The sequence below is a fragment of the Halomonas zincidurans B6 genome (assembly GCF_000731955.1).
Classification (GTDB): domain Bacteria; phylum Pseudomonadota; class Gammaproteobacteria; order Pseudomonadales; family Halomonadaceae; genus Modicisalibacter; species Modicisalibacter zincidurans.
This window is the reverse complement of sequence record NZ_JNCK01000001.1, coordinates 2,901,905-2,922,009: the sequence shown is the minus strand read 5'-3', so window position 1 is coordinate 2,922,009 and position 20,105 is coordinate 2,901,905. Positions and strand designations below refer to the sequence as shown.

At 65.7% G+C, this 20,105-nt stretch carries 24 protein-coding genes; 11 read left to right on the top strand and 13 right to left on the bottom strand.

The genetic code is table 11. The annotated features are described in order from the left end of the window. The first annotated feature begins 23 nt into the window (after positions 1-23). The 6 genes from rpmJ (at position 24) to rplQ (ending at position 3,191) form a co-directional block, all read left to right on the top strand. Positions 24-137 (top strand): 50S ribosomal protein L36, encoded by a 114-nt coding sequence (gene rpmJ, locus HALZIN_RS0113655; RefSeq protein ID WP_031384759.1) that lies wholly within the window; start codon positions 24-26, stop codon positions 135-137. Positions 138-267: 130 nt separating this feature from the next. Continuing rightward, positions 268-624 (top strand): 30S ribosomal protein S13, encoded by a 357-nt coding sequence (rpsM, locus tag HALZIN_RS0113650; protein ID WP_031384758.1) that lies wholly within the window; start codon positions 268-270, stop codon positions 622-624. 39 nt (positions 625-663) lie between these two features. Beyond that, positions 664-1,050: a 30S ribosomal protein S11 gene (gene rpsK / locus HALZIN_RS0113645; RefSeq protein WP_011505752.1), complete on the top strand. Its 387-nt coding sequence runs from the start codon at positions 664-666 to the stop codon at positions 1,048-1,050. 12 nt (positions 1,051-1,062) lie between these two features. Next, the gene (rpsD, locus tag HALZIN_RS0113640; protein WP_031384757.1) at positions 1,063-1,683 is read left to right on the top strand and encodes a 30S ribosomal protein S4; all 621 of its coding nucleotides are present in this window, start codon (positions 1,063-1,065) and stop codon (positions 1,681-1,683) included. An 87-nt stretch (positions 1,684-1,770) separates the two neighbouring features. Further along, positions 1,771-2,769, top strand: a complete 999-nt coding sequence (locus HALZIN_RS0113635; protein ID WP_031384756.1) for a DNA-directed RNA polymerase subunit alpha — start codon at positions 1,771-1,773, stop codon at positions 2,767-2,769. A 35-nt stretch (positions 2,770-2,804) separates the two neighbouring features. Beyond that, positions 2,805-3,191, top strand: coding sequence for a 50S ribosomal protein L17 (gene rplQ / locus HALZIN_RS0113630; protein WP_031384755.1), 387 nt, complete (start codon positions 2,805-2,807; stop codon positions 3,189-3,191). Between the two features lie 215 nt (positions 3,192-3,406). Here the strand turns inward: rplQ and uvrA are convergent, their stop codons facing one another. Continuing rightward, a complete protein-coding gene (gene uvrA / locus HALZIN_RS0113625; RefSeq protein ID WP_031384754.1) occupies positions 3,407-6,277 on the bottom strand; it encodes an excinuclease ABC subunit UvrA in 2,871 nt (956 codons plus the stop codon). A gap of 209 nt (positions 6,278-6,486) precedes the next feature. Here uvrA and HALZIN_RS0113620 point away from each other — a divergent pair, with 209 nt between their 5' ends. Then, the gene (locus HALZIN_RS0113620) at positions 6,487-7,869 is read left to right on the top strand and encodes an MFS transporter (protein WP_031384753.1); all 1,383 of its coding nucleotides are present in this window, start codon (positions 6,487-6,489) and stop codon (positions 7,867-7,869) included. Between the two features lie 28 nt (positions 7,870-7,897). Continuing rightward, positions 7,898-8,452: a single-stranded DNA-binding protein gene (gene ssb / locus HALZIN_RS0113615; RefSeq protein ID WP_031384752.1), complete on the top strand. Its 555-nt coding sequence runs from the start codon at positions 7,898-7,900 to the stop codon at positions 8,450-8,452. Between the two features lie 63 nt (positions 8,453-8,515). On the opposite strand, the gene HALZIN_RS0113610 is transcribed toward ssb, so the two are convergent. The 4 genes from HALZIN_RS0113610 to HALZIN_RS0113595 all read right to left on the bottom strand — a co-directional run bounded on the left by HALZIN_RS0113610 (position 8,516) and on the right by HALZIN_RS0113595 (position 12,584). Next, on the bottom strand, positions 8,516-9,508 hold the full coding sequence (locus HALZIN_RS0113610) for a zinc-dependent alcohol dehydrogenase family protein (RefSeq protein ID WP_031384751.1): 993 nt from the start codon (positions 9,506-9,508) through the stop codon (positions 8,516-8,518). Positions 9,509-9,749: 241 nt separating this feature from the next. Beyond that, positions 9,750-10,583 (bottom strand): Tim44 domain-containing protein, encoded by an 834-nt coding sequence (locus tag HALZIN_RS0113605; RefSeq protein WP_031384750.1) that lies wholly within the window; start codon positions 10,581-10,583, stop codon positions 9,750-9,752. Between the two features lie 88 nt (positions 10,584-10,671). Continuing rightward, positions 10,672-11,454, bottom strand: a complete 783-nt coding sequence (gene yaaA, locus HALZIN_RS0113600; RefSeq protein ID WP_031384749.1) for a peroxide stress protein YaaA — start codon at positions 11,452-11,454, stop codon at positions 10,672-10,674. A 95-nt stretch (positions 11,455-11,549) separates the two neighbouring features. Continuing rightward, positions 11,550-12,584, bottom strand: a complete 1,035-nt coding sequence (locus HALZIN_RS0113595; RefSeq protein ID WP_031384748.1) for an NADP(H)-dependent aldo-keto reductase — start codon at positions 12,582-12,584, stop codon at positions 11,550-11,552. Positions 12,585-12,809: 225 nt separating this feature from the next. Between HALZIN_RS0113595 and HALZIN_RS0113590 the strand changes: the two genes are divergently transcribed. Both HALZIN_RS0113590 and HALZIN_RS0113585 read left to right on the top strand, forming a co-directional pair. Next, entirely contained in the window at positions 12,810-13,316 is a 507-nt protein-coding gene (locus HALZIN_RS0113590) for a tetratricopeptide repeat protein (RefSeq protein WP_031384747.1), read from the top strand. Positions 13,317-13,457: 141 nt separating this feature from the next. Continuing rightward, complete coding sequence (locus HALZIN_RS0113585; protein ID WP_031384746.1) at positions 13,458-13,952, top strand: 3'-5' exonuclease family protein; 495 nt, start codon at positions 13,458-13,460, stop codon at positions 13,950-13,952. A gap of 40 nt (positions 13,953-13,992) precedes the next feature. Here HALZIN_RS0113585 and HALZIN_RS0113580 read toward each other — a convergent pair whose 3' ends face one another. The 8 genes from HALZIN_RS0113580 to HALZIN_RS0113545 form a co-directional block, all read right to left on the bottom strand. Beyond that, entirely contained in the window at positions 13,993-14,979 is a 987-nt protein-coding gene (locus tag HALZIN_RS0113580; RefSeq protein WP_031384745.1) for an NAD(P)H-quinone oxidoreductase, read from the bottom strand. 162 nt (positions 14,980-15,141) lie between these two features. Further along, a complete protein-coding gene (locus tag HALZIN_RS0113575; RefSeq protein ID WP_031384744.1) occupies positions 15,142-15,702 on the bottom strand; it encodes an LOG family protein in 561 nt (186 codons plus the stop codon). A 44-nt stretch (positions 15,703-15,746) separates the two neighbouring features. Further along, positions 15,747-16,268: a DUF501 domain-containing protein gene (locus HALZIN_RS0113570; protein ID WP_031384743.1), complete on the bottom strand. Its 522-nt coding sequence runs from the start codon at positions 16,266-16,268 to the stop codon at positions 15,747-15,749. Then, positions 16,249-16,566: a hypothetical protein gene (locus HALZIN_RS0113565; RefSeq protein WP_031385300.1), complete on the bottom strand. Its 318-nt coding sequence runs from the start codon at positions 16,564-16,566 to the stop codon at positions 16,249-16,251. Before HALZIN_RS0113565 ends, HALZIN_RS0113570 begins: the two co-directional genes overlap by 20 nt. 34 nt (positions 16,567-16,600) lie before the next feature. Beyond that, entirely contained in the window at positions 16,601-17,068 is a 468-nt protein-coding gene (ybaK, locus tag HALZIN_RS0113560) for a Cys-tRNA(Pro) deacylase (RefSeq protein ID WP_031384742.1), read from the bottom strand. Then, entirely contained in the window at positions 17,065-17,475 is a 411-nt protein-coding gene (locus HALZIN_RS0113555; RefSeq protein WP_031384741.1) for an acyl-CoA thioesterase, read from the bottom strand. The genes ybaK and HALZIN_RS0113555 overlap by 4 nt, the downstream gene beginning before the upstream one ends. A 48-nt stretch (positions 17,476-17,523) precedes the next feature. Further along, positions 17,524-18,339 carry a hypothetical protein gene (locus tag HALZIN_RS0113550; protein WP_051907526.1) on the bottom strand — a complete coding sequence of 272 codons (816 nt, stop codon included), beginning with the start codon at positions 18,337-18,339 and terminating at the stop codon, positions 17,524-17,526. A 77-nt stretch (positions 18,340-18,416) separates the two neighbouring features. Beyond that, the gene (locus HALZIN_RS0113545; protein ID WP_031384739.1) at positions 18,417-18,842 is read right to left on the bottom strand and encodes a hypothetical protein; all 426 of its coding nucleotides are present in this window, start codon (positions 18,840-18,842) and stop codon (positions 18,417-18,419) included. A gap of 104 nt (positions 18,843-18,946) precedes the next feature. Here HALZIN_RS0113545 and HALZIN_RS0113540 point away from each other — a divergent pair, with 104 nt between their 5' ends. After that, positions 18,947-20,095: a MalY/PatB family protein gene (locus tag HALZIN_RS0113540; protein ID WP_031384738.1), complete on the top strand. Its 1,149-nt coding sequence runs from the start codon at positions 18,947-18,949 to the stop codon at positions 20,093-20,095. The last annotated feature ends 10 nt before the right edge of the window (positions 20,096-20,105 follow it).

Below are 20,105 nucleotides of genomic sequence, written 5' to 3'. Positions count from 1 at the left end.
CCGACCGCGCAATGGAGAGAACGATGAAAGTTCGAGCTTCCGTCAAGAAAATGTGCCGTAACTGCAAGATCATTCGGCGCAATGGCGCGGTCCGCGTCATCTGCACCGAGCCGCGGCACAAGCAGCGCCAGGGCTGATTCAATCCCTGACGCTGACCGAAAGCGGGCGCCGGCTTGCACCCTTGTCTCGGGAGGGACAAAGGTGTAAGCTTTCGCGCCTTTTGTAGATGAACAAACGAGCAAGCCGCTCAAATTTCGGAGTAAGCTGATGGCCCGTATTGCAGGCGTCAATATCCCGGACAACAAGCATGCGGCGATCTCGCTGACCTATATCTTCGGGATTGGCCGTACTCGCGCGCAGGACATCTGTGCCGCGGTCGGCATCGTACCCACCGCCAAGGTGCAGGATCTGTCTGCCGAGCAGGTAGATGCGTTGCGTACCGAGGTCGGCAAGTACACCGTGGAAGGTGACCTTCGTCGCGACACGACGCTGAATATCAAGCGTCTGATGGACTTGGGTTGCTATCGTGGTCTGCGTCATCGTCGTGGTCTTCCCCTGCGCGGCCAGCGCACGAAGACCAATGCGCGTACCCGTAAGGGCCCGCGCAAACCGATTCGCAAATAAAACGCATGTTCTGGCGTTAAGACAGGAAGAAACATCAACATGGCTAACCCGCGTAGTAACCGAAAAAAGGTTAAAAAGCAGGTAGTGGATGCGGTAGCCCACATCCATGCCTCTTTTAACAACACGATCGTGACGATCACAGACCGCCAGGGCAACGCGCTCTCCTGGGCGACTGCCGGTGGTTCGGGTTTTCGTGGTTCTCGCAAGAGCACCCCGTTCGCTGCTCAAGTGGCAAGCGAACGTGCAGCGACTGCTGCAGCCGAGTATGGTGTGAAAAACGTCGACGTGCTGGTCAAGGGCCCCGGTCCTGGCCGTGAGTCCGCCGTGCGCGCATTGAATGCCGCCGGCTTCCGCGTGCAGAGCATCACCGACGCGACGCCCGTTCCCCACAACGGCTGCCGTCCGCCGAAGAAACGCCGCGTTTAAGGAGACAGACTCATGGCTCGTTATATTGGACCGAAGTGCAAACTGTCTCGTCGTGAAGGCACCGACCTGTTCCTCAAGAGCGGTGTCACTCCCTTCGAGAAGAAGTGCAAATCCGAGCAGATCCCGGGTGTGCACGGCCAGCGCCGTCAGCGTCTTTCCGACTACGGCTTGCAGCTTCGCGAGAAGCAGAAAGTGCGTCGTATCTACGGCGTGCTCGAGAACCAGTTCCGCAACTACTACAAGGAAGCGGCCCGCATGAAGGGCGCGACCGGCGAGTTGTTGCTGCAACTGCTCGAATCCCGACTGGACAACGTCGTCTACCGCATGGGCTTCGGCTCCACGCGTGCCGAGGCGCGTCAGTTGGTCAGCCACAAGGCGATCGCGGTCAATGGTCGCAGCGTCAACGTGGCGTCCTATCAGGTCCGTCCCGGCGACGTCGTCACCGTGCGTGAAAAGGCCAAGAACCAGGCGCGTATCCAGCACGCCCTGCAATTGTCCGGTCAGCGCGGCGACGTGACCTGGATCGATGTCGATTCGAAGAAGATGGAAGGCACTTTCAAGGCTGTCCCGGAACGCGGCGACCTGTCTGCCGACATCAACGAAAACCTGATCGTCGAGCTGTACTCGAAGTAATCAGCGTCCCACGCGTGATGCCGGGAGCGCGCCGCGCGCCCGGCTCCGAGTACCGAGTATCCGTTTGGCAGCCTGAAAGGTGTTCATATGCAGCGTTCAGTGACAGAGTTTCTCCGTCCTCGCGATATCAAGGTCGAAGAGATCAACGCGCACCACGCGAAGATCGTGCTCGAGCCGTTCGAGCGCGGTTTCGGTCACACCCTGGGGAATGCTCTACGTCGCATCCTGCTGTCTTCCATGCCCGGCTGTGCCGTGGTGGAAGCGGAAATCGCCGGTGTTGAGCACGAATACAGTGCGATCGAAGGGGTCCAGGAAGATGTCATCGAGATCCTCCTGAACCTCAAGGACGTGGCGATCAAGATGCACAGCCGCGACGAAGCGGTGCTCTCGCTGAACAAGCAGGGCCCGTGTGTCGTCACGGCCGGCGACATCGCCACCGACCATGATGTCGATATCGTCAATCCCGAGCACGTGATCGCTCACGTCAACGAAGGCGCCGAGCTGAAGATGCAGCTCAAGGTGGCGCGTGGACGTGGCTATGAGCCCGCGGATACTCGTGCCGGCGCGGATGACGAGTCTCGCACCATCGGTCGCCTGCAGCTGGATGCGACCTTCAGCCCCGTACGTCGGGTTTCCTATGCGGTCGAAGCGGCGCGCGTCGAACAGCGCACCGACCTCGACAAGCTGGTCATCGACCTGGAAACCGACGGCACCCTGGATCCGGAAGAGGCGATCCGTCGCAGCGCAACCATCCTGCAGGAGCAGCTGGGTGCGTTCGTCGATCTGGAAGCCGACAAGGAACAGGAAGTTGAAGAGGAGCAGGATCATATCGATCCTATCTTGCTGCGCCCCGTAGACGATCTCGAGTTGACCGTTCGCAGCGCCAACTGCCTCAAGGCCGAGAATATCTATTACATCGGCGATCTCATTCAGCGTACCGAAGTCGAGCTTCTGAAGACTCCCAACCTCGGCAAGAAGTCTCTGAACGAGATCAAGGACGTCCTGGCAGCGCGCGGCCTGTCTCTGGGCATGCGGCTGGAAAACTGGCCGCCGTCCAGCCTCAAGGACGACAAGGCCTCCGCGTGAGCGTCGACTCGAGCTCCAGTTAAGGAATCACAACCATGCGTCATCGTAAGAGTGGTCGTCACCTCAATCGTACCAGCTCGCACCGCCACGCCATGTTCAAGAACATGTGCGTCTCGCTGGTCGAGCACGAAGTCATCAAGACAACCCTGCCCAAGGCCAAGGAACTGCGTCGTCACATCGAGCCGCTGATCACCTTGTCCAAGCAGGACAGCGTCGCCAACCGTCGCCTGGCCTTCAGCCGTACCCGCTCCAAGGATGCGGTCGGCAAGCTCTTCAACGAGCTGGGTCCGCGCTACGTCAACCGCCCCGGCGGTTACGTGCGCATCCTCAAGTGCGGCTACCGCACCGGCGACAACGCGCCGATGGCCTACGTCGAGCTCCTCGACCGCCCGGTCATCGAGGAAGCCGCCGGCGAGGAGTGATCCTCGGCGCGCTTCGCGATACCCAAACCGGCTCCCTCAGGGAGCCGGTTTTTTTAGCGGCAAGCGTGAAGAGCGTCGCTGCGCTTCCCGCAGCTTGAAGAAGGCACCCCCGTGGCTGTGCTGCGGGGGTGTCTTCTTTTATGCTGCGTTCGGGCTTCGGGCTTCGGGCTTCGGGCTTCGGGCTTCGGGCTTCGGGCTTCGGGCTTCGAGCCTGATCAGCTCTCCGCACGGCTCGCGGCTCGCGGCTCGCGGCTCGTTGCCCGCTTCTCCAGCAGCGGCTTGAGAAAGCGCCCGGTGTGCGAGTCCTCGCGCTCGGCGACCTGCTCCGGGGTGCCCTCGGCGATGATCCGGCCACCACCGGAGCCGCCCTCGGGGCCGAGATCGATCAGCCAGTCGGCGGTCTTGATCACGTCGAGGTTGTGCTCGATCACCACGATGGTATTGCCATGATCGCGCAGGCGGTGCAGCACGCCGAGCAACTGGCGGATGTCCTCGAAATGCAGCCCGGTGGTCGGCTCGTCGAGGATGTACAGCGTCTGTCCGGTATCGCGTTTGGCCAGCTCGCGGGCCAGCTTGACGCGCTGCGCCTCGCCGCCCGACAGCGTGGTCGCGCTCTGGCCCAGGCGCACGTAGGACAGCCCCACGTCCATCAGCGTCTGCAGGCGCCGGGCGATCGCCGGGACCGGGCTGAAGAACGCCAGCGCCTCCTCGATGGTCATCTCGAGGACTTCATGGATGTTCTTGCCCTTGTAGGCAATCTCCAGGGTCTCGCGGTTGTAGCGCTTGCCCTTGCAGACGTCGCAGGGCACGTAGATATCGGGCAAGAAGTGCATCTCGACCTTGATCATGCCTTCGCCCTGGCACGCCTCGCAGCGCCCGCCCTTGACGTTGAAGCTGAAGCGGCCCGGCTTGTAGCCCCGCGAACGCGCCTCCTGGGTGCCCGAGAACAGCTCGCGGATCGGCGTGAAGATGCCGGTGTAGGTTGCCGGGTTGGAGCGCGGCGTGCGCCCGATCGGGCTTTGGTCGATGTCGATGATCTTGTCGAGCCGCTCGAGCCCCTCGATGCGATCGTACGCCGCCGGGGTCAGCGAGGTGGCCCGGTTGAGCTCGCGGGCGGCGATCGGCATCAGCGTTGCGTTGATCAGCGTCGACTTGCCCGAGCCCGACACCCCGGTGACGCAGACGAACAGTCCCAGCGGCAGTTCGAGATCGACGTTCTGCAGGTTGTTGCCGCGGGCGCCGCTCAGTCGCAGGACCTTGTCGGGGTGGCCAGGGATGCGATAGGGCGGCACGTCGATGCGCCGGGTGCCGGCCAGGTACTGGCCGGTCAGCGACTCCCCGCACTGCTCGATGTCACCCGGGGTGCCCTGGGCGACGATGCGCCCGCCGTGGACGCCGGCGCCGGGGCCGATGTCGAGCACGTGATCGGCGGCGCGGATGGCCTCCTCGTCGTGCTCGACGACGATCACCGTATTGCCCAGGTCGCGCAGCCGCTCGAGGGTCTTGAGCAGGCGGTCGTTGTCGCGCTGATGCAGGCCGATCGACGGCTCGTCGAGGATGTACATCACCCCCACCAGGCCGGCGCCGATCTGGCTGGCCAGACGAATCCGCTGGGCCTCGCCGCCGGACAGCGTCTCGGCGCTACGCTCGAGGTTGAGATAGTCGAGCCCGACGTTGACCAGGAATTCCAGGCGGGCCTGGATCTCGTGAACGATCTTGGCGGCGATCTCGCCCTTGCGACCGGGCAGCGCGAGCGCCTGGAAATAGCGCCAGGCGTCGCCGATCGGGAAGCGCACGATCTCCGGCAGGGTGTGATCGTCGATGAACACGTGGCGCGATTCGCGACGCAGGCGGCTGCCGTGACAGGTCGGGCAGGGCTGTACCGCCAGGTACTTGGCCAGGTCCTCGCGGACCATGCTCGATTCGGTCTCGCGATAGCGCCGCTGCATGTTGGGCAGCACGCCCTCGAACGGGTGCTCGCGGGTCACCTTGCGGCCGCGGTCGTTGACGTAGCTGAAGGCGATGTCGTCGTCGCCGCTGCCATGCAGGACGATCTCGCGCTCGTGGCGAGCCAACTCGTTCCACGGCGTCTCGGGCTTGAAGCGGTAGTGCTTGGCGAGGGCCTGTAACTGGTTGAAATAGTAGACGCTGCGCCGATCCCAGCCCTTGATCACGCCCTCGGCCAGCGACAGGTCGGGGTGGCTGATCAGCTTGTCGGCGTCGAAATACTGCTGGCTGCCCAGGCCGTCGCAGGTCGGGCAGGCGCCGGCCGGGTTGTTGAACGAGAACATCCGTGGCTCGAGCTCGGCGATCGAATAGCCGCACACCGGGCAGGCGAAGCGCGCCGAGAAGGTGATGTCGTCGCGCTCGCCGTCCATAAAGTGCACGATGGCGATGCCGTCGGCGAGATTCAGCGCGGTCTCGAACGATTCGGCGAGGCGCTGCTGCAGGTCGTCGCGCACCTTGATGCGGTCGACCACCACGCTGATGTCGTGCTTCTTGTTCTTGTCCAGCGGCGGGATCTCGTCGAACTCATGGACCTGGCCGTCGACCAGCGCGCGCACGTAGCCCTGGGCGCGCAGCTCGGCGAGCAGTTGCAGGTGCTCGCCCTTGCGGCCCTTGATCACCGGCGCCAGCAGCATCAGCTTGCTGGCTTGGGGCAGCGTCAGCACCTGGTCGACCATCTGCGAGACGGTCTGCGCCTCGAGATCGATGTCGTGCTCGGGGCAGCGCGGCGTCCCGGCGCGGGCGAACAGCAAGCGCAGGTAGTCGTAGATCTCGGTGATGGTGCCGACCGTCGAGCGCGGATTGTGCGAGGTCGACTTCTGCTCGATCGAGATCGCCGGCGACAGCCCCTCGATATGATCGACGTCGGGCTTTTCCATCATCGACAGGAACTGGCGCGCGTAGGTGGACAGCGATTCGACGTAGCGCCGCTGACCCTCCGCGTAGAGCGTGTCGAAGGCCAGCGACGACTTGCCCGAGCCGGACAGCCCGGTGACCACGATCAACCGGTCGCGCGGCAGTTCGACATCGATGTTCTGGAGGTTGTGGGTGCGGGCCCCACGGACCTGAATCTTGTCCATTGCCACCTCGTAAGCGCGCAAAAGAGCGATTATACGGCGTCGAGCGAAGGCCCGGCAAAACGCGCAGCGAGCAAACCGCTGTCGCTAGATGGCCCGCGGCTTTTCCCGACGACGGGCGAACCGGTAGAATAGTTGAGGCGCGCGACCGCTGCCGGTCGACGCAACTCGCACGCTGTTTTCCTTCCCGTTCACCCAGACTGCGACCTGCCATGACTGCTCGACTGTTGACCTCTGAGCGCCGCGCCATCTCCGGGCTCGCCGGGCTTTACGCCACGCGCATGCTCGGCCTGTTCATGGTGCTGCCGGTGCTGGCGCTGTACGCCGAAGACCTCGCCGGCGCGACGCCGCTGCTGGTGGGCCTGGCGCTGGGCGCCTACGGCCTGACCCAGGCCATTTTCCAGATCCCCTTCGGGTTGCTGTCCGATCGTATCGGTCGCAAGGTGGTGATCGCCGGCGGCCTGCTGCTGTTCGCGCTGGGCAGCGTGATCGCCGCCGAGGCGGATTCGATCGCCACGGTGATCGTCGGCCGTTGCCTGCAGGGCAGTGGCGCGGTGGCCGGGGCGATCATGGCGCTGCTCGCCGATCAGACCCGCGAGGAGATCCGTACCGCGGCGATGGCCACCATCGGCCTGTCGATCGGCGTGGCGTTTGCCATCGCCATGGTCGTGGGCCCGCTGATGGCCGCCCAGTTCGGCCTGACCAGCGTGTTCTGGTTGACTGCCGTGCTCGCCCTGGCGAGCCTGCTGGTACTCTGGCGGCTGGTTCCGGCGGCGCCGCGGGTGGCGCGCCACCAGGACGTCGGCCTCGACCGTCAGCAGTTGCGCATCACGCTGACCAGCTCCAGCCTGCTGAGACTGGATTTCTCGATCTTCGCGCTGCATACGATCCTCACCGCAGCGTTCGTTGCCGTGCCGTTCCGGCTGGTCAACGTGGGCATCGAGGCGGCCAGCCAGGGCTGGGTCTATCTGGCGGTGATGGGCCTGGCCTTCGTCGGCATGGTGCCGCTGGTGATCGTCGCCGAGAAACGCCGGCGCATGAAGTCGACCTTCATCGGCGCGGTGGCGGGCATGACGCTGGTGCTGCTGGCGCTCGGCGAGCTCGGCCACCAGCGCTGGACGCTGATCGGCCTGCTGTGGGCCTTCTTCGTCGCCTTCAATCTGCTCGAGGCGACCCTGCCATCGATGATCAGCAAGCTCGCTCCGGCGGGCGCCAAGGGCACCGCAATGGGCGTCTACTCCACCAGCCAGTTCCTCGGCGCCTTCCTGGGTGGGGTGCTGGGTGGGGCCCTGTCGCAGCGTTTCGGGTATGATGCAGTGTTCCTGGGCGGTGCCTTGCTGGGTGCCGTGTGGCTGGCGGTGATCTGGAAGATGCCCGCGCCGCGCCATCTGTCCAGCGAGATCGTGACGCTGGACGAGCATCCCGCCGACGCTCTGGATACGCTGATGGCCCGCTTCGCCGACGTGGCGGGCGTCGAGGACGTACTCGTCGTGCCCGAGGAACGCGTCGCTTACCTCAAGGTCGACCGCCAACGACTGGACGCCGAGGCGCTGGCCCGCGTGGCCGGCACCCGACACGATTCAAGGGGCGCATGAGCGCCCGCACACTAGCAAGGAGTCAACCATGGCCCGTGGTGTTAACAAGGTCATTCTGATCGGCAATCTGGGTCAGGACCCCGAAGTGCGCTTCACGCCGTCGGGAACGGCGGTGGCCAACCTGAACCTGGCGACCACCGATACCTGGACCGATCGTCAGAGCGGCCAGCGCCAGGAGCGTACTGAATGGCATCGCGTGGTGCTGTTCAACAAGCTCGCCGAGATCGCCCAGCAGTATCTGAAGAAGGGCGGCAAGGTGTATATCGAGGGTCGCCTGCAGACGCGCAAGTGGCAGGACCAGAACGGCCAGGACAAGTACAGCACCGAGATCGTCGCCAACGACATGCAGATGCTCGATTCACGCGGCGGCGACTTTCCCCAGCAACAATCCCAGCAGGCTGGTTACGCGCCTCAGGGTGGCCAGCAGGGCGGTTATGCCGACAATGCTCCGCCGCAGCCGCAGCGCCCGCCGGCCCAGGGCGGTCAACAGGGCGGTCAACAGGGCGGCGCTCAGCAGGGCGGCAATTACGGCGCCCCGCAGCCCGGCAGCTTCGACGATTTCGACGACGAGATCCCGTTCTAGCCCGAGCTTGGCCTGGAGCCCGCATTCGCTGCGGGCTCCTTGTTTTGTCGCAGAGAGTTCTGATCACGGCACGCTGACGACGATCTTGCCGAACTGCTGGTTGGATTCCAGGTAGCGGTGGGCGTCGGGCATATCCGCAAAGTGGAACGTGCGGGCGACGATCGGCTTGAAATCGCCCGCTTCGACCCCGGCGTAGATGAAGCGCTTGCCGGCCTCGAAACGCTCCGGATCGGCGATGATCTCGAGCAGCGTATAGCCGCGCATGGTCAGCGCCTTGTTCATGCCGGCGATCATCGGGAACGGCGTCGGTTCGCCGCTCAGGGCGCCGTAGACGAAGTAGGTGCCATAAGGCGCCATGGCATCGACCCGTGCCGGCGTGCCGGAACCGGCGACCGGGTCGAACACCACACGGGCGCCGGCGCCATCGGTGATGCGCATGGCCTCGGCGGCGATATCCTGCTCCTGGGTGGCGATGACGTGGGCCGCGCCGGCCTGGTGCAGCTCGTCGGCCTTGGCCGCGCTGCGGGTCGCGGCGATCGGCACCGCGCCCACGCTATTGGCGATCTGGATCGCTGCCAGGCCCACGCTGCTCGACGCCGCTGGGATGATCACCGCCTCGCCGCGGGACAGCCGGGCGATGTCGATCAGCGCGCCGTAGGCGGTCAGAAACGGCATCCAGATCGCTGCGGCCTGCACTGCGTCGAGCCCTGCCGGGCGCGGTGCCACCGCATGGGCGGGAACGATCGCGCGCTCGGCGTAGAGGCTGTAGCGGTTCATCGAGAAGGCGGGGATCACGCTCACCGCGTCGCCCTCGGCGAAGCCCGTGACACCCTCGCCCACCGCCTCGACCACCGCCGAGCCTTCATAGCCGAGGCCCGCCGGCAGCTGCGGGTCTTCCAGATAGTTGCCGGCCCGGAACATCGCCTCGGCGCGGTTGAGGCCGATGGCCTCGACGCGCACGCGCAATTCCTGATCGCCGGGTTCGCCGGGGTCGTGCTCCTCGAAACGCAGTACCTCGGGGCCGCCGGTTTCGTGAAAGCGTATGGCTTGGGTCATGCAATTGCCTCCCTGGCTGAAATAGCGAACGCCGACGACACATGTCTCTATCGGCGGATCTTTGAACAGTGTGGAAGACGTCGCAACACACTGCCAGGACCGGCTCTCTAGCGATGGCCGCAATGGCGTCGCTGGAGTGCATGAATCGTCCCGTGTCGGTAAATCCGACACGGGACGAGCTCATCATCAGCTTTTCGAGGATAGGTTTAACTGACTGGCATTAAGGCCCAAGCCCGGTTTTTTAGTGCGCCCAATCGCCTCGGGCGCTGGGGTTCTGCTCGATGCCCTGCACGTACCAGGGCGATCCTTCACGCAGGTCGCGGGTCAAGTGCCAGGTTTCGTTGAACTCGTTGTGATCGCCATTCTCATCGATGATGCCATGGAAGATCACCGAGGCTTCGGCTTGCTGAGCGTACTCCTGCACGTCGCCAAGCTCGACGAAAAGCCGCACGATTTCGGTGCGGTTATTGGCCGGTTGGTTGGCCCGCTCTTCGCGTAGCAGGTTGTAGAGTTCGGGCGTCACGTATTCCTGGATCTTGCTCAGGTCGTTATTGTCCCAGGCGCGCTGCAGCGCCATGTAGTGCTCCTTGGCATCGTTGAGAAAACGCGTCCTGTCGAACCATTCGGGCTGAGCGCCAAGTCCGGCGCTGCCGGGAGGGGTAAAGGCCTGGGGATGTGCGGTTTGAGCCGAGTCGTGCTGGCTGCGATAGACGGTCGGACCATCGGCGTTAGCCGTGCGGCGTCGGCTGAAGAGACGCAGGGCCAGCCAGATGGCACCACCGATCAACAGCATGTCGAACATGCGCAGCCCGTCGAAACCGCCGCCGAAGAACAGCGAAGCCAGCAGGCCGCCGGCGAGCAGCCCGGCGAACGGGCCGGCAAAGCGCGACAGGCCCGTCGAGGGTTTGCGCTGCGGTGTCGACGCTGATCGTTGGGTGGCGGCGGGCTGTTGCGCCGTGGAACGGGAATAGGAGCCGAAACTCTTGCCGCCGCCGAGACGGCGGGCTTCGGCGTGATCGACGGCCAGGCCGAAGCCGAGCAGACCGACCATCAGCATGATGAACAAATGGCGCATGGAGTTCTCCGGAAGCGGCTTTGAAGGCGTGGCTTCCATTCTACTGCGTTACCCGGAGCGCTCACAGCGATATCAGCCATGACCCCGGTTAGCGATGATCCGCGGCTTCGCGGGTGAACACCCAGGTGTCGCCCCGGGAGAGCGTAGCGTTATAGCGATAGCCGGCGACCGTGAAGTCCTTGAGTCCGTCGGGTTCATCGAGACGTTGGCGAATCAGCCAGGCGCTCATCAGCCCGCGTGCCTTCTTGGCGTAGAAGCTGATGATCTTGAACTGACCGTTCTTGGCGTCCTTGAAGACCGGCGTGATCACCCGTGACGACAGCCGCTTGGTGTCGATCGCCTTGAAGTACTCGTTGGAGGCCAGGTTGACCAGCACCGGGGTGCCGCTGTCGGCCACGGCGCGATCGAGATCGTCGGTCAGGCGCTGCCGCCAGAACGCGTAAAGGTCCTTGCCGGCGGGGTTGGGCAGGCGGGTGCCCATTTCCAGGCGATAGGGCTGGATCAGGTCGAGCGGACGCAACAGGCCATACAGGCCGGAGAGGATGCGCAGGTGGTCCTGGGCGAAGGCGTTGTCGTCATCGCTGAAGGCGGGCGCGTCGAGCCCCACATAGACGTCGCCCTGAAAGGCCTGCGCGGCCTGCTTGGCGTTGTCCAGATTGAACGGAGGCTGCCATTCGGCGTAGCGTGCGGCATTGAGACCGGCCAGCTTGTCGCTGATCCCCATCAATTCGGCGAGTCGCTGGGGCGAATAGTCGCGCAGAATGTCGATCAACTCGCGGCTCTGGGCCAGATAGTCCGGCTGAGTCTGCATCGTGGTGGTCGGGGTGGTTTCGAAATCCAGCGTCTTGGCCGGGGAAATCACGCTCAGCATGGCGGGCTCCAGAAGCGAATGATCAGCAAGGCAGTATATCAAGCCGCTGGCGGGGATCCGATCGGCCTCCCGCTATTGGGCTCATAGCTCTGCAGTTACGGGCTGGGGTTGGAGATGCGGCGATGTACGGCCTCGATCTCGTCGAGCACCGCCTGGGACAGGACCAGGTCTTCGCTGGCGATATTGCTGTCGAGCTGTTCCAGGGTCGTGGCGCCGATGATGTTGCTGGTCAGGAACGGCCGTGAGTTGACGAAGGCCAGGGCCATCTGCGCCGGGTCGAGATCGTTGCGGTGCGCGATATCGACATAGGCGCGTGTCGCTTGCTCGGCGGCCTCGGAGGTATAGCGCGAAAAGCGCTCGAACAGGGTAATGCGCCCCCCGGCGGGACGGGCGCCACCCAGATACTTGCCCGACAGCACGCCGAAGGCCAGTGGCGAATAGGCCAACAGGCCGACGTTCTCGCGATGGGCGATCTCGGCCAGGCCCACCTCGAAGCTGCGGTTGAGCAGGTTGTAGGGGTTCTGCACGCTGGCGACACGCGGCAGACCGAGGGTATCGGCCAGTTGCAGGCAGCGCATCACGCCCCAGGGGGTGTCGTTGGAAAGGCCGATGGCGCGCACCTTGCCGGCGTCGACCAGTTCCTTGAGTGCTGTCAGTGTTTCCTCGAGCGGCGTGGCGTCCTCGTCGGACTCGGGGGTATAGCCCAACTGGCCGAAGATATTGACGCTGCGTGCCGGCCAGTGCAGCTGGTAAAGATCCACGTAATCGGTCTGCAGGCGTTGCAGGCTGGCGTCGATGGCCTGCTGGATGTGCTCGCGGGTCAGCTGTGCGCCGCCGCGAATGTGTTCCATGCGCCCCGGACCGGCCGCCTTGGTGGCAAGGATCAGAGCGTCGCGTCCGCCGCGTGTCTTGAGCCAGCTGCCGATATAGGCTTCGGTAAGCCCCTGGGTTTCCGCCCTGGGAGGCACCGGGTACATCTCGGCGGTATCGATGAAGTTGATGCCGGCGTCCACGGCCCGAGTGAGTTGTTCATGGGCATCGGCTTCGCTGTTCTGCTCGCCGAAGGTCATGGTCCCCAGGCAGAGCCGGCTGACACTGATCCCGGTATCGCCTAACGCTCGTTGCTGCATGTTCGAGGCTCCGAAAAGGGCGGAAAAACAGCATGGTAACGGGGTCTCTGCGAAGCAGCAAATGGGGGTTGAGTCGGGCCAGGGTGGAGCGTATGCTTGCCACCCGTTGCCCCGGCGGAGACCGGGCGGTTGGCAGTCAGGAGATGAGGCGTGGATTGGCTCGGGAGGGGCCAGGCCACCCTCGACGCCGTCACCCAGGCAAACTCGATCAAGGTGTTAGTCGCCATGGCGCAGCCATCTTCCCTGTTCACCCGGCTTGAGTTCCGGCTGGCCGAGCAGTTGTTCCACACCCGCTGGCTACCCCGTTCACCGCGCACGCAGCGTTTGACCCTGCGGCTCTTCCAGCGCTGTGCGGAAGCGGGACATGTCACGGCATTGTCGGTTTACGGGCATATGCTGTTTCATCGCGGCATAACCCCGCAGGACAAGGCCAAGGGGGCGCGCTACGTGCTCCAGGCCGCCCAGACCGGCGACAGTCGTGCCCAGTACCAGGCCGGGCGCATCCATGAGTACGGCTGTGCTCAGTATCCACGGCGTGACGATCATGCCGTGACCTGGTATGCGCGGGCCGGTGAAGCCGGGCATCCGCAAGCGGCAGAGCGCCTCGCCCACGCCTATCGTCTCGGCGAGCTGGGGCTGCCCGTGGATCCGCAACGCGCGGCCCAGTGGCAGGCGCTTGCCGAGCGCTACAGCGAGGTTGGCCAGCTCGATCAGCGCACCCTCACGCACTGAGCACCACTCAAGGGGTCGCCTCGCGTCGTCTAACCCCGTACGCTGGGCAGGTCGGGCAGCCTCGCCCCGTGCCGTCATGCGGCGCGGGACTCCACTGGCTTTATTGCTCGCCGCCGCTGCCGGTAACAAAGGATAGATGATGTGACGCTGCCCACTCTGCTCGATATCGAAGCGTCCGGTTTCGGCCGGGGCAGCTATCCCATCGAGGTCGGTCTGGCCCGGGCCGACGGCAGCGTCTGCGCCTTCCTCATCCAGCCCCAGAACGAATGGACCCATTGGGACCCCAAGGCGGAGTTGCTGCACGGCATTTCGCGCAGCCGGCTCGAGCGCGAGGGCTACCCGGCGATCGAGGTGGCGCGCTGGCTCAACGACGAGCTGGCCGAGATCGGCATCGCCTACAGCGATAGCTGGGGCTACGACAGCACCTGGCTATCGCTGCTGTTCCATCATGCCGGCATGCTGCCGCGCTTTCGCCTCGAGGCCCTGCGCTCGCTGCTCGACGAGTCGCAACTGCGCTGCTGGAAGCGCACCAAGGAAGCGTTGATCCGCGAGCGCGGCATCCAGCGTCATCGTGCCGGCGAAGACGCGCGGCTGCTGCAGCTCACCTACCTGCGTACCCGCGACGCCGGGTGCTGAGACCGACACCGCCCGCCCCCTCTTCTTCTATTCACGCGCTTCAGCCCTCGCCGCTGATCGACAGCAACACCTTGCCGAAGCTGGTATTGCTTTCCAGGTACGCCATCGCCTCGCCAGCCTGCTGAATCGGCCAGTCACGGTCGATCAATGCGCGCAACTCGCCGCTGGCCAGGCGTGGCCAGACATGCGTATGCAGGCTATCGAGGATCGCGCCCTTGGCCTGTGGCGACTTGCTGCGCAGGGTCGAGCCGATCAGACGCTGGCGTTTCATCAGCATGCGACCCATGTCGAGTTCGGCGTAGCGCCCTCCCATCAAGCCGATCAGCACCAATCGGCCATCCAGATTGAGCACCTGCTGGTTGTCGGCCAGGTAACTTGCACCCACCGGGTCGAGGATCACGTCGGCGCCACCCCACTGCTTGACGGTCTCGACGAAGCTGCCCTGATGGCGATTCCAGCCGTCGTCGGCGCCCAATTGCCGGCACCGGGCGATCTTGCCGTCGTCGCCGGCGGTGACCAAGCAGGGGTAGCCGAAGGCTCGGCACAGCTGGATCGCCGTGGTGCCGACGCCGCTCGCCCCGGCATGCAGCAACACCCGCTCGGGCCGCCCCTCGACGTGGCGCAGTCCGCCTTCCATGAACAGGTTCAGCCAGGCGGTGGCGTAGACCTCAGGCAACGCTGCCGCCTCGCGCAGGCCGAAGCCCTGAGGCAGCGGCAATACCTGATCCTGGTGGACGACGACCTCCTCGGCGTAGCCGCCGCCCGCCAGCAGCGCGCAGACCTTGTCGCCCGGGCGCAAGCGCTCCACCTGCGGGCCGGCGTCGATCACCGTGCCGCTGATCTCGAGGCCGAGAATCTCGGAGGCGCCGGGCGGCGGCGGATACTGACCGGCCCGCTGCATCACGTCGGCGCGGTTCATGCCCGCCCAGGCAACGCGAATGCGTACCTCGTGAGGGCTCTCGCTGCGCGGGGCATCCCGCTGCTGCCAGGTCAGCGTCTGATCATCTTCGATGGCGATGGCGAACATCCGTTGCTCCTCGCTGGTGTGTCTGCTCACTGTAGCCAAGCCTCGCCGGCCACGTCATTGTCCTATGCCATCGGCATCCCGGTTCGCTACCGACAAGCGCAGGGTGGACCATGATCGGCATCGCACGCGACCCCGGCCACGCGCCGCCGACGACCGGCGAGGCTACGATGATGCGGTCACGCCCGCCGATTGCATGAGCCGATCGAGCAGCGCGTCGGGTTCCGCGGCCGCGACCAGCCGGGCCCGGGTCGCCGCATCGAGGAAGCCGCTCTCGGCGGCCTGGTCGAGGAATCCCAGCAGCGGGCGGTAGAACCCCGCGACGTCGAGCACGCCGATCGGCTTGTCGTGCAGCCCCAGGTACTGCCAGGTCCAGATCTCGAACAGCTCCTCCAGCGTGCCGATGCCGCCGGGCAGGGCGACGAAGGCATCGGCGTGCGCCGCCATGCTCGCCTTGCGCTCGTGCATGTCGGCGACGCGGATCAGCGTCGTGAGCCCGTCGTGGGCCAGTTCGCGGTCGACCAGATGATGCGGGATGACCCCGGTCACCTCGCCGCCGGCGGCCAGCGTGGCATCGGCCAGCGCGCCCATCAGCCCGATCCGGGCACCACCATAGACCAACGTCAGGCCGCGTTCGGCAATCTCGCGGCCGAGCGCCACGGCGGCGTCGCGAAAGCGCGGGTCGTGGCCCTCGCGCGAGCCCAGGTAGACGCAGATGCTTGGCATGGGGTGCTCCTCGAGGCAATGGCAGATCGGTGCGATGGGTCGCTTCAGGGCAGGCAATCGATCACGCCGTATTCGCGATCGAGCCATTGGCCGATGACGTTGTCGCCGGACAGGTGATGGGCGTATTGGGTGTGCAGGCAGCGCACCTGGTCCCAGTTGCTGATGCCCCCGATGCCGCGCTCGCGGAACAAGGCGTCGTAGCCGCGCGCCTCGGCCAGCTGGCGATGCGCCTCGCGCATGCTCGCCCAGCGACGGGCGAGGTAATCCTCGTGGCTGCGGTGATAGGCGGCGAGGAACTCGGGCTCGTCCTGCAGGCGCGCCTCGAGCTGCTTGATCACGCCGGCGGCCTCGATGCGCGACAGCTCGATCTTGAGACGCTGCGAGCACAGCCAGTAGAGGGTGGGAAACGGCTTGTCGTCGACGATCGATTCCATGCGCAGCACCAGCGGCGTGCCCTCGCCATCGCTGGCAGTGATTGCCTGGATGCCGCGCGGCGCGCGGCCCAGTTGCTCGGCGATCAGGGCCAGCTGACGGTCGTTGGGGCGTTCATCGGTTCGGATCAGCATCGAAGGGATCCCGCAGGAATTTGTTCGAGCGCGCCACGGCGCGAAAGAACGCCTGGTTGAGCTGCACCGGGGAAGGCGCGTAGCGCCACTGGCGCTCGCAGTAGTCGTCGGCGCGAGCGATCAGCGCATCGTAGAGGCGATTGAACGGCGCATCATAATCGCAAGGGTCGTCGCCGAACAAGCGGATGTGCGGGTAGTCGGCGAAGCGCTCGACGAAGTAGCGCTCGAGATCCGCCTCCACGGCGCGGTGGCGCTCGGTGTCGTCCGGGTCGATCCACAGGTCGTAGCGAATGGCCATGCTCGTATCGCTCCAGGATCGAATGGCGCGGGCCCTAGCGGGCCAGCTCGGCATAGCGCGCCGCGCTGAACCGCACCAGGTCGGCGGTTGCCAGGCTGATCTCCAGCCCGCGGCGGCCGGCACTGACGTGCAGCCTCTCCAGTGCCTCGGCGCTGGCGTCGATGAAGGTCGCCAGGCGTTGCTTCTGGCCCAGCGGGCTGATGCCGCCGACCACGTAGCCGGTGGCGCGCTCGGCGACGCCGGCCTCGGCCATGCCGGCCTTCTTGGCCCCGGCCGCGCGGGCCAGTGCCTTGAGATCGAGCGTGTGCGATACCGGCACCAGGGCCACCGCCAGGCGTTTGCCGTCGAGCATCGCCAGCAGCGTCTTGAACACGCTGGCAGGCGGCACTCCGAGTGCCTCGGCAGCCTCCAGTCCGTAGCCCGGCGTCGCCGGGTCGTGGCGGTATTCGTGCAGCGTGAAGGCGACCCCGGCCTGCTCGAGGGCGCGAATCGCCGGCGTCACGAGACGAACGCCGCTGTGTCGATCAGGTGGCTTTCCAGCTCACTACGCACGCCGTCGGGAATCGGCTTGGCCCGCTTGACCTGATGATCGTAGTGGATCATCACCGTCTTGCCCACGGCGCCCAGCGTGCCGTTCTGGTATAGCGCCTGACTGACCGTGAACGAGCTCGAGCCGATCCGCGACACGCCGGTGCGAATCTCGATCGGCGCATTGAAATAGAGCTCGGCGCGGTAATCGACCTCGATACGGGCGAGGATCAACACCCACTTCCGCGGATCCAGATCCGGGGTGAACAGCTGGCAGACGTCGTTACGCGCGAACTCGAACCACACCGGAATGCGGGTATTGTTGATATGGCCCAACGCATCGGTGTCGCTGAAGGTCGGGTTCAGGCTACGGGTGAACATGGCGGGCTCCTTGTCGGCCATTCAGAATCCAGCGCCCGGTGGGCGCGGTCAAGTCTGGCGCACCAGGCTGGCGGGGGCGAGCAGGGCCTGCAGGCGTGTCCAGGCCAACAGCCACAGCGTGGCGACGCCAAAGCCGGCCAGGGTGCCCAGCGCCAGGCCCCAGGCGGGGTAGGTCAGCGAGACGCACAGCGCATAGCTCAGCAACGAGCCCAGCCCGGCCGGATAATGCTTGATGACGGTCGCCGTGGGCGCCGCGCCGTGGCCGAGATGCAGGATGACCAGGAACGGGAAGAAGGTGACCGGGAATGCCGACAGCAGACCCGCCCAGGCGGGCGGCAGCACATGCGCCAGGCCGGTGATCAGGAAGATGATTGCGGCGGCCAGCGCGGCCCGGAAGATCAGCGCCGACCAGGAAAAGTCGCCCCGCGCGGTGGTGCGTCGCTCGGGGATGCGCCGATAGAGGGCGCTGAACAGCGCGATCGCGATCAGCGTGGTCAGACTGCCGCTCACGCGGGTGAAGTCGACGCTCGCCAGGACCGCGCTGACCGCCAGCCAGCAGACCAGCCCGCCGGCGCTGCCGGCCAGCACGCCGACGAGGCCGTCGCGCCGACCACACAGCAGATAGCCGGCGCCCAGGGCGAGCGTGGCGGTGAAGCCGGCCAGGGTATACACCGCGCTGTCGGCGGCGAACCGAGGGCCGATCTCGAGGCCGATGAAGAACAGCGCGACGGCCGTGCCCAGCGGATAGCCCGACAGCAGCCCGGCGACACGCGTGCTGATGCGCTCGGCAATCAGCGACAGGCCCAGCACGATGCCCACCGAGACCAGCAGCTTGGCGATCTGCCAGGCGAAGGGAACCTCCATCGATGACCTCCGGGAAGTAATGCAGATTGGCCGGGCGCGGATGGCGATCGGCGCCAATGAATTTCAGGATAACGCGATTAGATGAGTCGCCGGCTGTTCTGGTCGACGAAGGCCTGCTCGAGCGGTTCGCGCAATGGCTCGTGGAGATGGCCGGGCAACGCGGCGAGTGCATCCGGCAGGCTCTCGAAATCGCGGTTGCGCAGCCAGCAGTAGGCCCAGGCGCAGGCTTCGAGTTCGTCGCGCGGCAGCGGGCGGGCAGGCATCTGCACCAGCAGGAACAGCGCGGTGCGCGCCGCCCACAGGGGTGGCTGGGCGTCTCCGCTCCAGGCGTTCAACGTGGCCCCGTCGGGGGTATCCTCGGGTTCGCCGAGCTTGGCCAGTCGCGCGGTGTCGGCGAGAATCATCGCCAACCGATCGGGGCTGGCCGCGCCGATCAGCAGCCAGTGACCGACCAGCCGCGAAGCGCCGCGCGTGGCCTTGGCATAGAAGGTGGCTTCAGGCATCTTCAATCCTCATCGGTTTTTTCGGCCTTTTCAGCTCGGCCTTTCAACTCGGCCTTTCAACTGGGTCCTTTCAACTGGGTCCTTTCAACAAAGCGAGAGCCCGCATGCGCTTCGATTTTGCCACGTCCATCGACCGTCGCCAGTACGCCTCCAAGAAATGGCTGCGCTACGCCGACGATGTACTGCCGCTGTGGGTCGCCGACATGGACTTCGCGTCGCCGCCGGCGGTCGTCGAAGCGCTTGAGGCGCGGGTCGCACACGGCGTGTTCGGCTACGACGCCACTCCCGACAGCCTGCGTCACACACTGTGCGCGTGGAGCGCGCAGCATTATGGCTGGCCGATCGAGCCCGACTGGCAGGTCTGGCTGCCCGGCGTGGTGCCGGCGCTGCACCTGGCCTGCCTGGCCTTGACCGAGCCGGGCGACGGCGTGCTGACGCTGACGCCGATCTACCCGCCGTTTCTCAAGGTCGCCGAGCGCAGCGGCCGGCTCGCCCAGGAGGCGCCGTTGGCGGAACCGGCCGCGGGCGAGCCCTGGCGGTTGACTCGCGAGGCGCTGCAAGCGGCGATCACTCCGCAGACCCGGCTGCTGTTGTGGTGTCACCCACACAACCCCACCGGGCGAGTGTGGGATCGCGCGGAGCTGGCGCTGCTCGCCGAGCTGGCCGAGCGCCACGACCTGACCATCGTCTCCGACGAGCTGCACTGCGATCTGATCCTGAATGATGAGCCGCATCGCCCGCTGGCCGCGCTCTATCCCGACCTGGCCGCGCGCATCGTCACGCTTTGGGCGCCCTCGAAGACCTTCAACATCGCCGGCCTGGGCTGCGCCTGCGCGGTGATCAGCGACGCGACGCTGCGCCGCCGCTGGCAGGCGACGATGAGCGGGTTGATGCCCGAGGTCAATCTGCTGGGGCTGCTCGCCGCCGAGGTCGCCTACCGCGACGGCGAGCCCTGGCGCCAGGCATTGCTCGAGGTGCTGCGCGGCAATCGCCAGCGCATCGCCGACCATCTGGCGGGCTGGCCGAACGTCGCGTGCCGGCTGCCCGAGGCCACCTACCTGGCCTGGCTCGACCTGCGCGACGCGGGGCTCGGCGACAACCCGCAACACTACCTGCTCGAACAGGCCCGGGTCGCGCTGTCCGATGGCGCCGACTTCGGCTGGCCGGGCTTCGCACGGCTCAATTTCGGCACTACGCCGGAGCGACTCGAAGCCGCGCTGCAACGCCTGGACGACGTGCTCGGCAACGCTTGACCGCTGATAT

Coding starts and splice junctions, on each gene's coding strand:
- rpsM (WP_031384758.1), top strand. CDS start 268: ATGGCCCGTATTGCAGGCGTCAATATCCCGGACAACAAGCATGCGGCG.
- HALZIN_RS0113570 (WP_031384743.1), bottom strand. CDS start 16,268: ATGCTGATCCGAACCGATGAACGCCCCAACGACCGTCAGCTGGCCCTG.
- ssb (WP_031384752.1), top strand. CDS start 7,898: ATGGCCCGTGGTGTTAACAAGGTCATTCTGATCGGCAATCTGGGTCAG.
- HALZIN_RS0113575 (WP_031384744.1), bottom strand. CDS start 15,702: ATGCCAAGCATCTGCGTCTACCTGGGCTCGCGCGAGGGCCACGACCCG.
- HALZIN_RS0113580 (WP_031384745.1), bottom strand. CDS start 14,979: ATGTTCGCCATCGCCATCGAAGATGATCAGACGCTGACCTGGCAGCAG.
- HALZIN_RS0113540 (WP_031384738.1), top strand. CDS start 18,947: ATGCGCTTCGATTTTGCCACGTCCATCGACCGTCGCCAGTACGCCTCC.
- uvrA (WP_031384754.1), bottom strand. CDS start 6,277: ATGGACAAGATTCAGGTCCGTGGGGCCCGCACCCACAACCTCCAGAAC.
- HALZIN_RS0113620 (WP_031384753.1), top strand. CDS start 6,487: ATGACTGCTCGACTGTTGACCTCTGAGCGCCGCGCCATCTCCGGGCTC.
- HALZIN_RS0113555 (WP_031384741.1), bottom strand. CDS start 17,475: ATGTTCACCCGTAGCCTGAACCCGACCTTCAGCGACACCGATGCGTTG.
- HALZIN_RS0113550 (WP_051907526.1), bottom strand. CDS start 18,339: ATGGAGGTTCCCTTCGCCTGGCAGATCGCCAAGCTGCTGGTCTCGGTG.
- HALZIN_RS0113565 (WP_031385300.1), bottom strand. CDS start 16,566: ATGGCCATTCGCTACGACCTGTGGATCGACCCGGACGACACCGAGCGC.
- rpsD (WP_031384757.1), top strand. CDS start 1,063: ATGGCTCGTTATATTGGACCGAAGTGCAAACTGTCTCGTCGTGAAGGC.
- rpmJ (WP_031384759.1), top strand. CDS start 24: ATGAAAGTTCGAGCTTCCGTCAAGAAAATGTGCCGTAACTGCAAGATC.
- HALZIN_RS0113610 (WP_031384751.1), bottom strand. CDS start 9,508: ATGACCCAAGCCATACGCTTTCACGAAACCGGCGGCCCCGAGGTACTG.
- HALZIN_RS0113605 (WP_031384750.1), bottom strand. CDS start 10,583: ATGCGCCATTTGTTCATCATGCTGATGGTCGGTCTGCTCGGCTTCGGC.
- rpsK (WP_011505752.1), top strand. CDS start 664: ATGGCTAACCCGCGTAGTAACCGAAAAAAGGTTAAAAAGCAGGTAGTG.
- HALZIN_RS0113545 (WP_031384739.1), bottom strand. CDS start 18,842: ATGCCTGAAGCCACCTTCTATGCCAAGGCCACGCGCGGCGCTTCGCGG.
- yaaA (WP_031384749.1), bottom strand. CDS start 11,454: ATGCTGAGCGTGATTTCCCCGGCCAAGACGCTGGATTTCGAAACCACC.
- HALZIN_RS0113635 (WP_031384756.1), top strand. CDS start 1,771: ATGCAGCGTTCAGTGACAGAGTTTCTCCGTCCTCGCGATATCAAGGTC.
- HALZIN_RS0113595 (WP_031384748.1), bottom strand. CDS start 12,584: ATGCAGCAACGAGCGTTAGGCGATACCGGGATCAGTGTCAGCCGGCTC.
- HALZIN_RS0113590 (WP_031384747.1), top strand. CDS start 12,810: ATGGCGCAGCCATCTTCCCTGTTCACCCGGCTTGAGTTCCGGCTGGCC.
- rplQ (WP_031384755.1), top strand. CDS start 2,805: ATGCGTCATCGTAAGAGTGGTCGTCACCTCAATCGTACCAGCTCGCAC.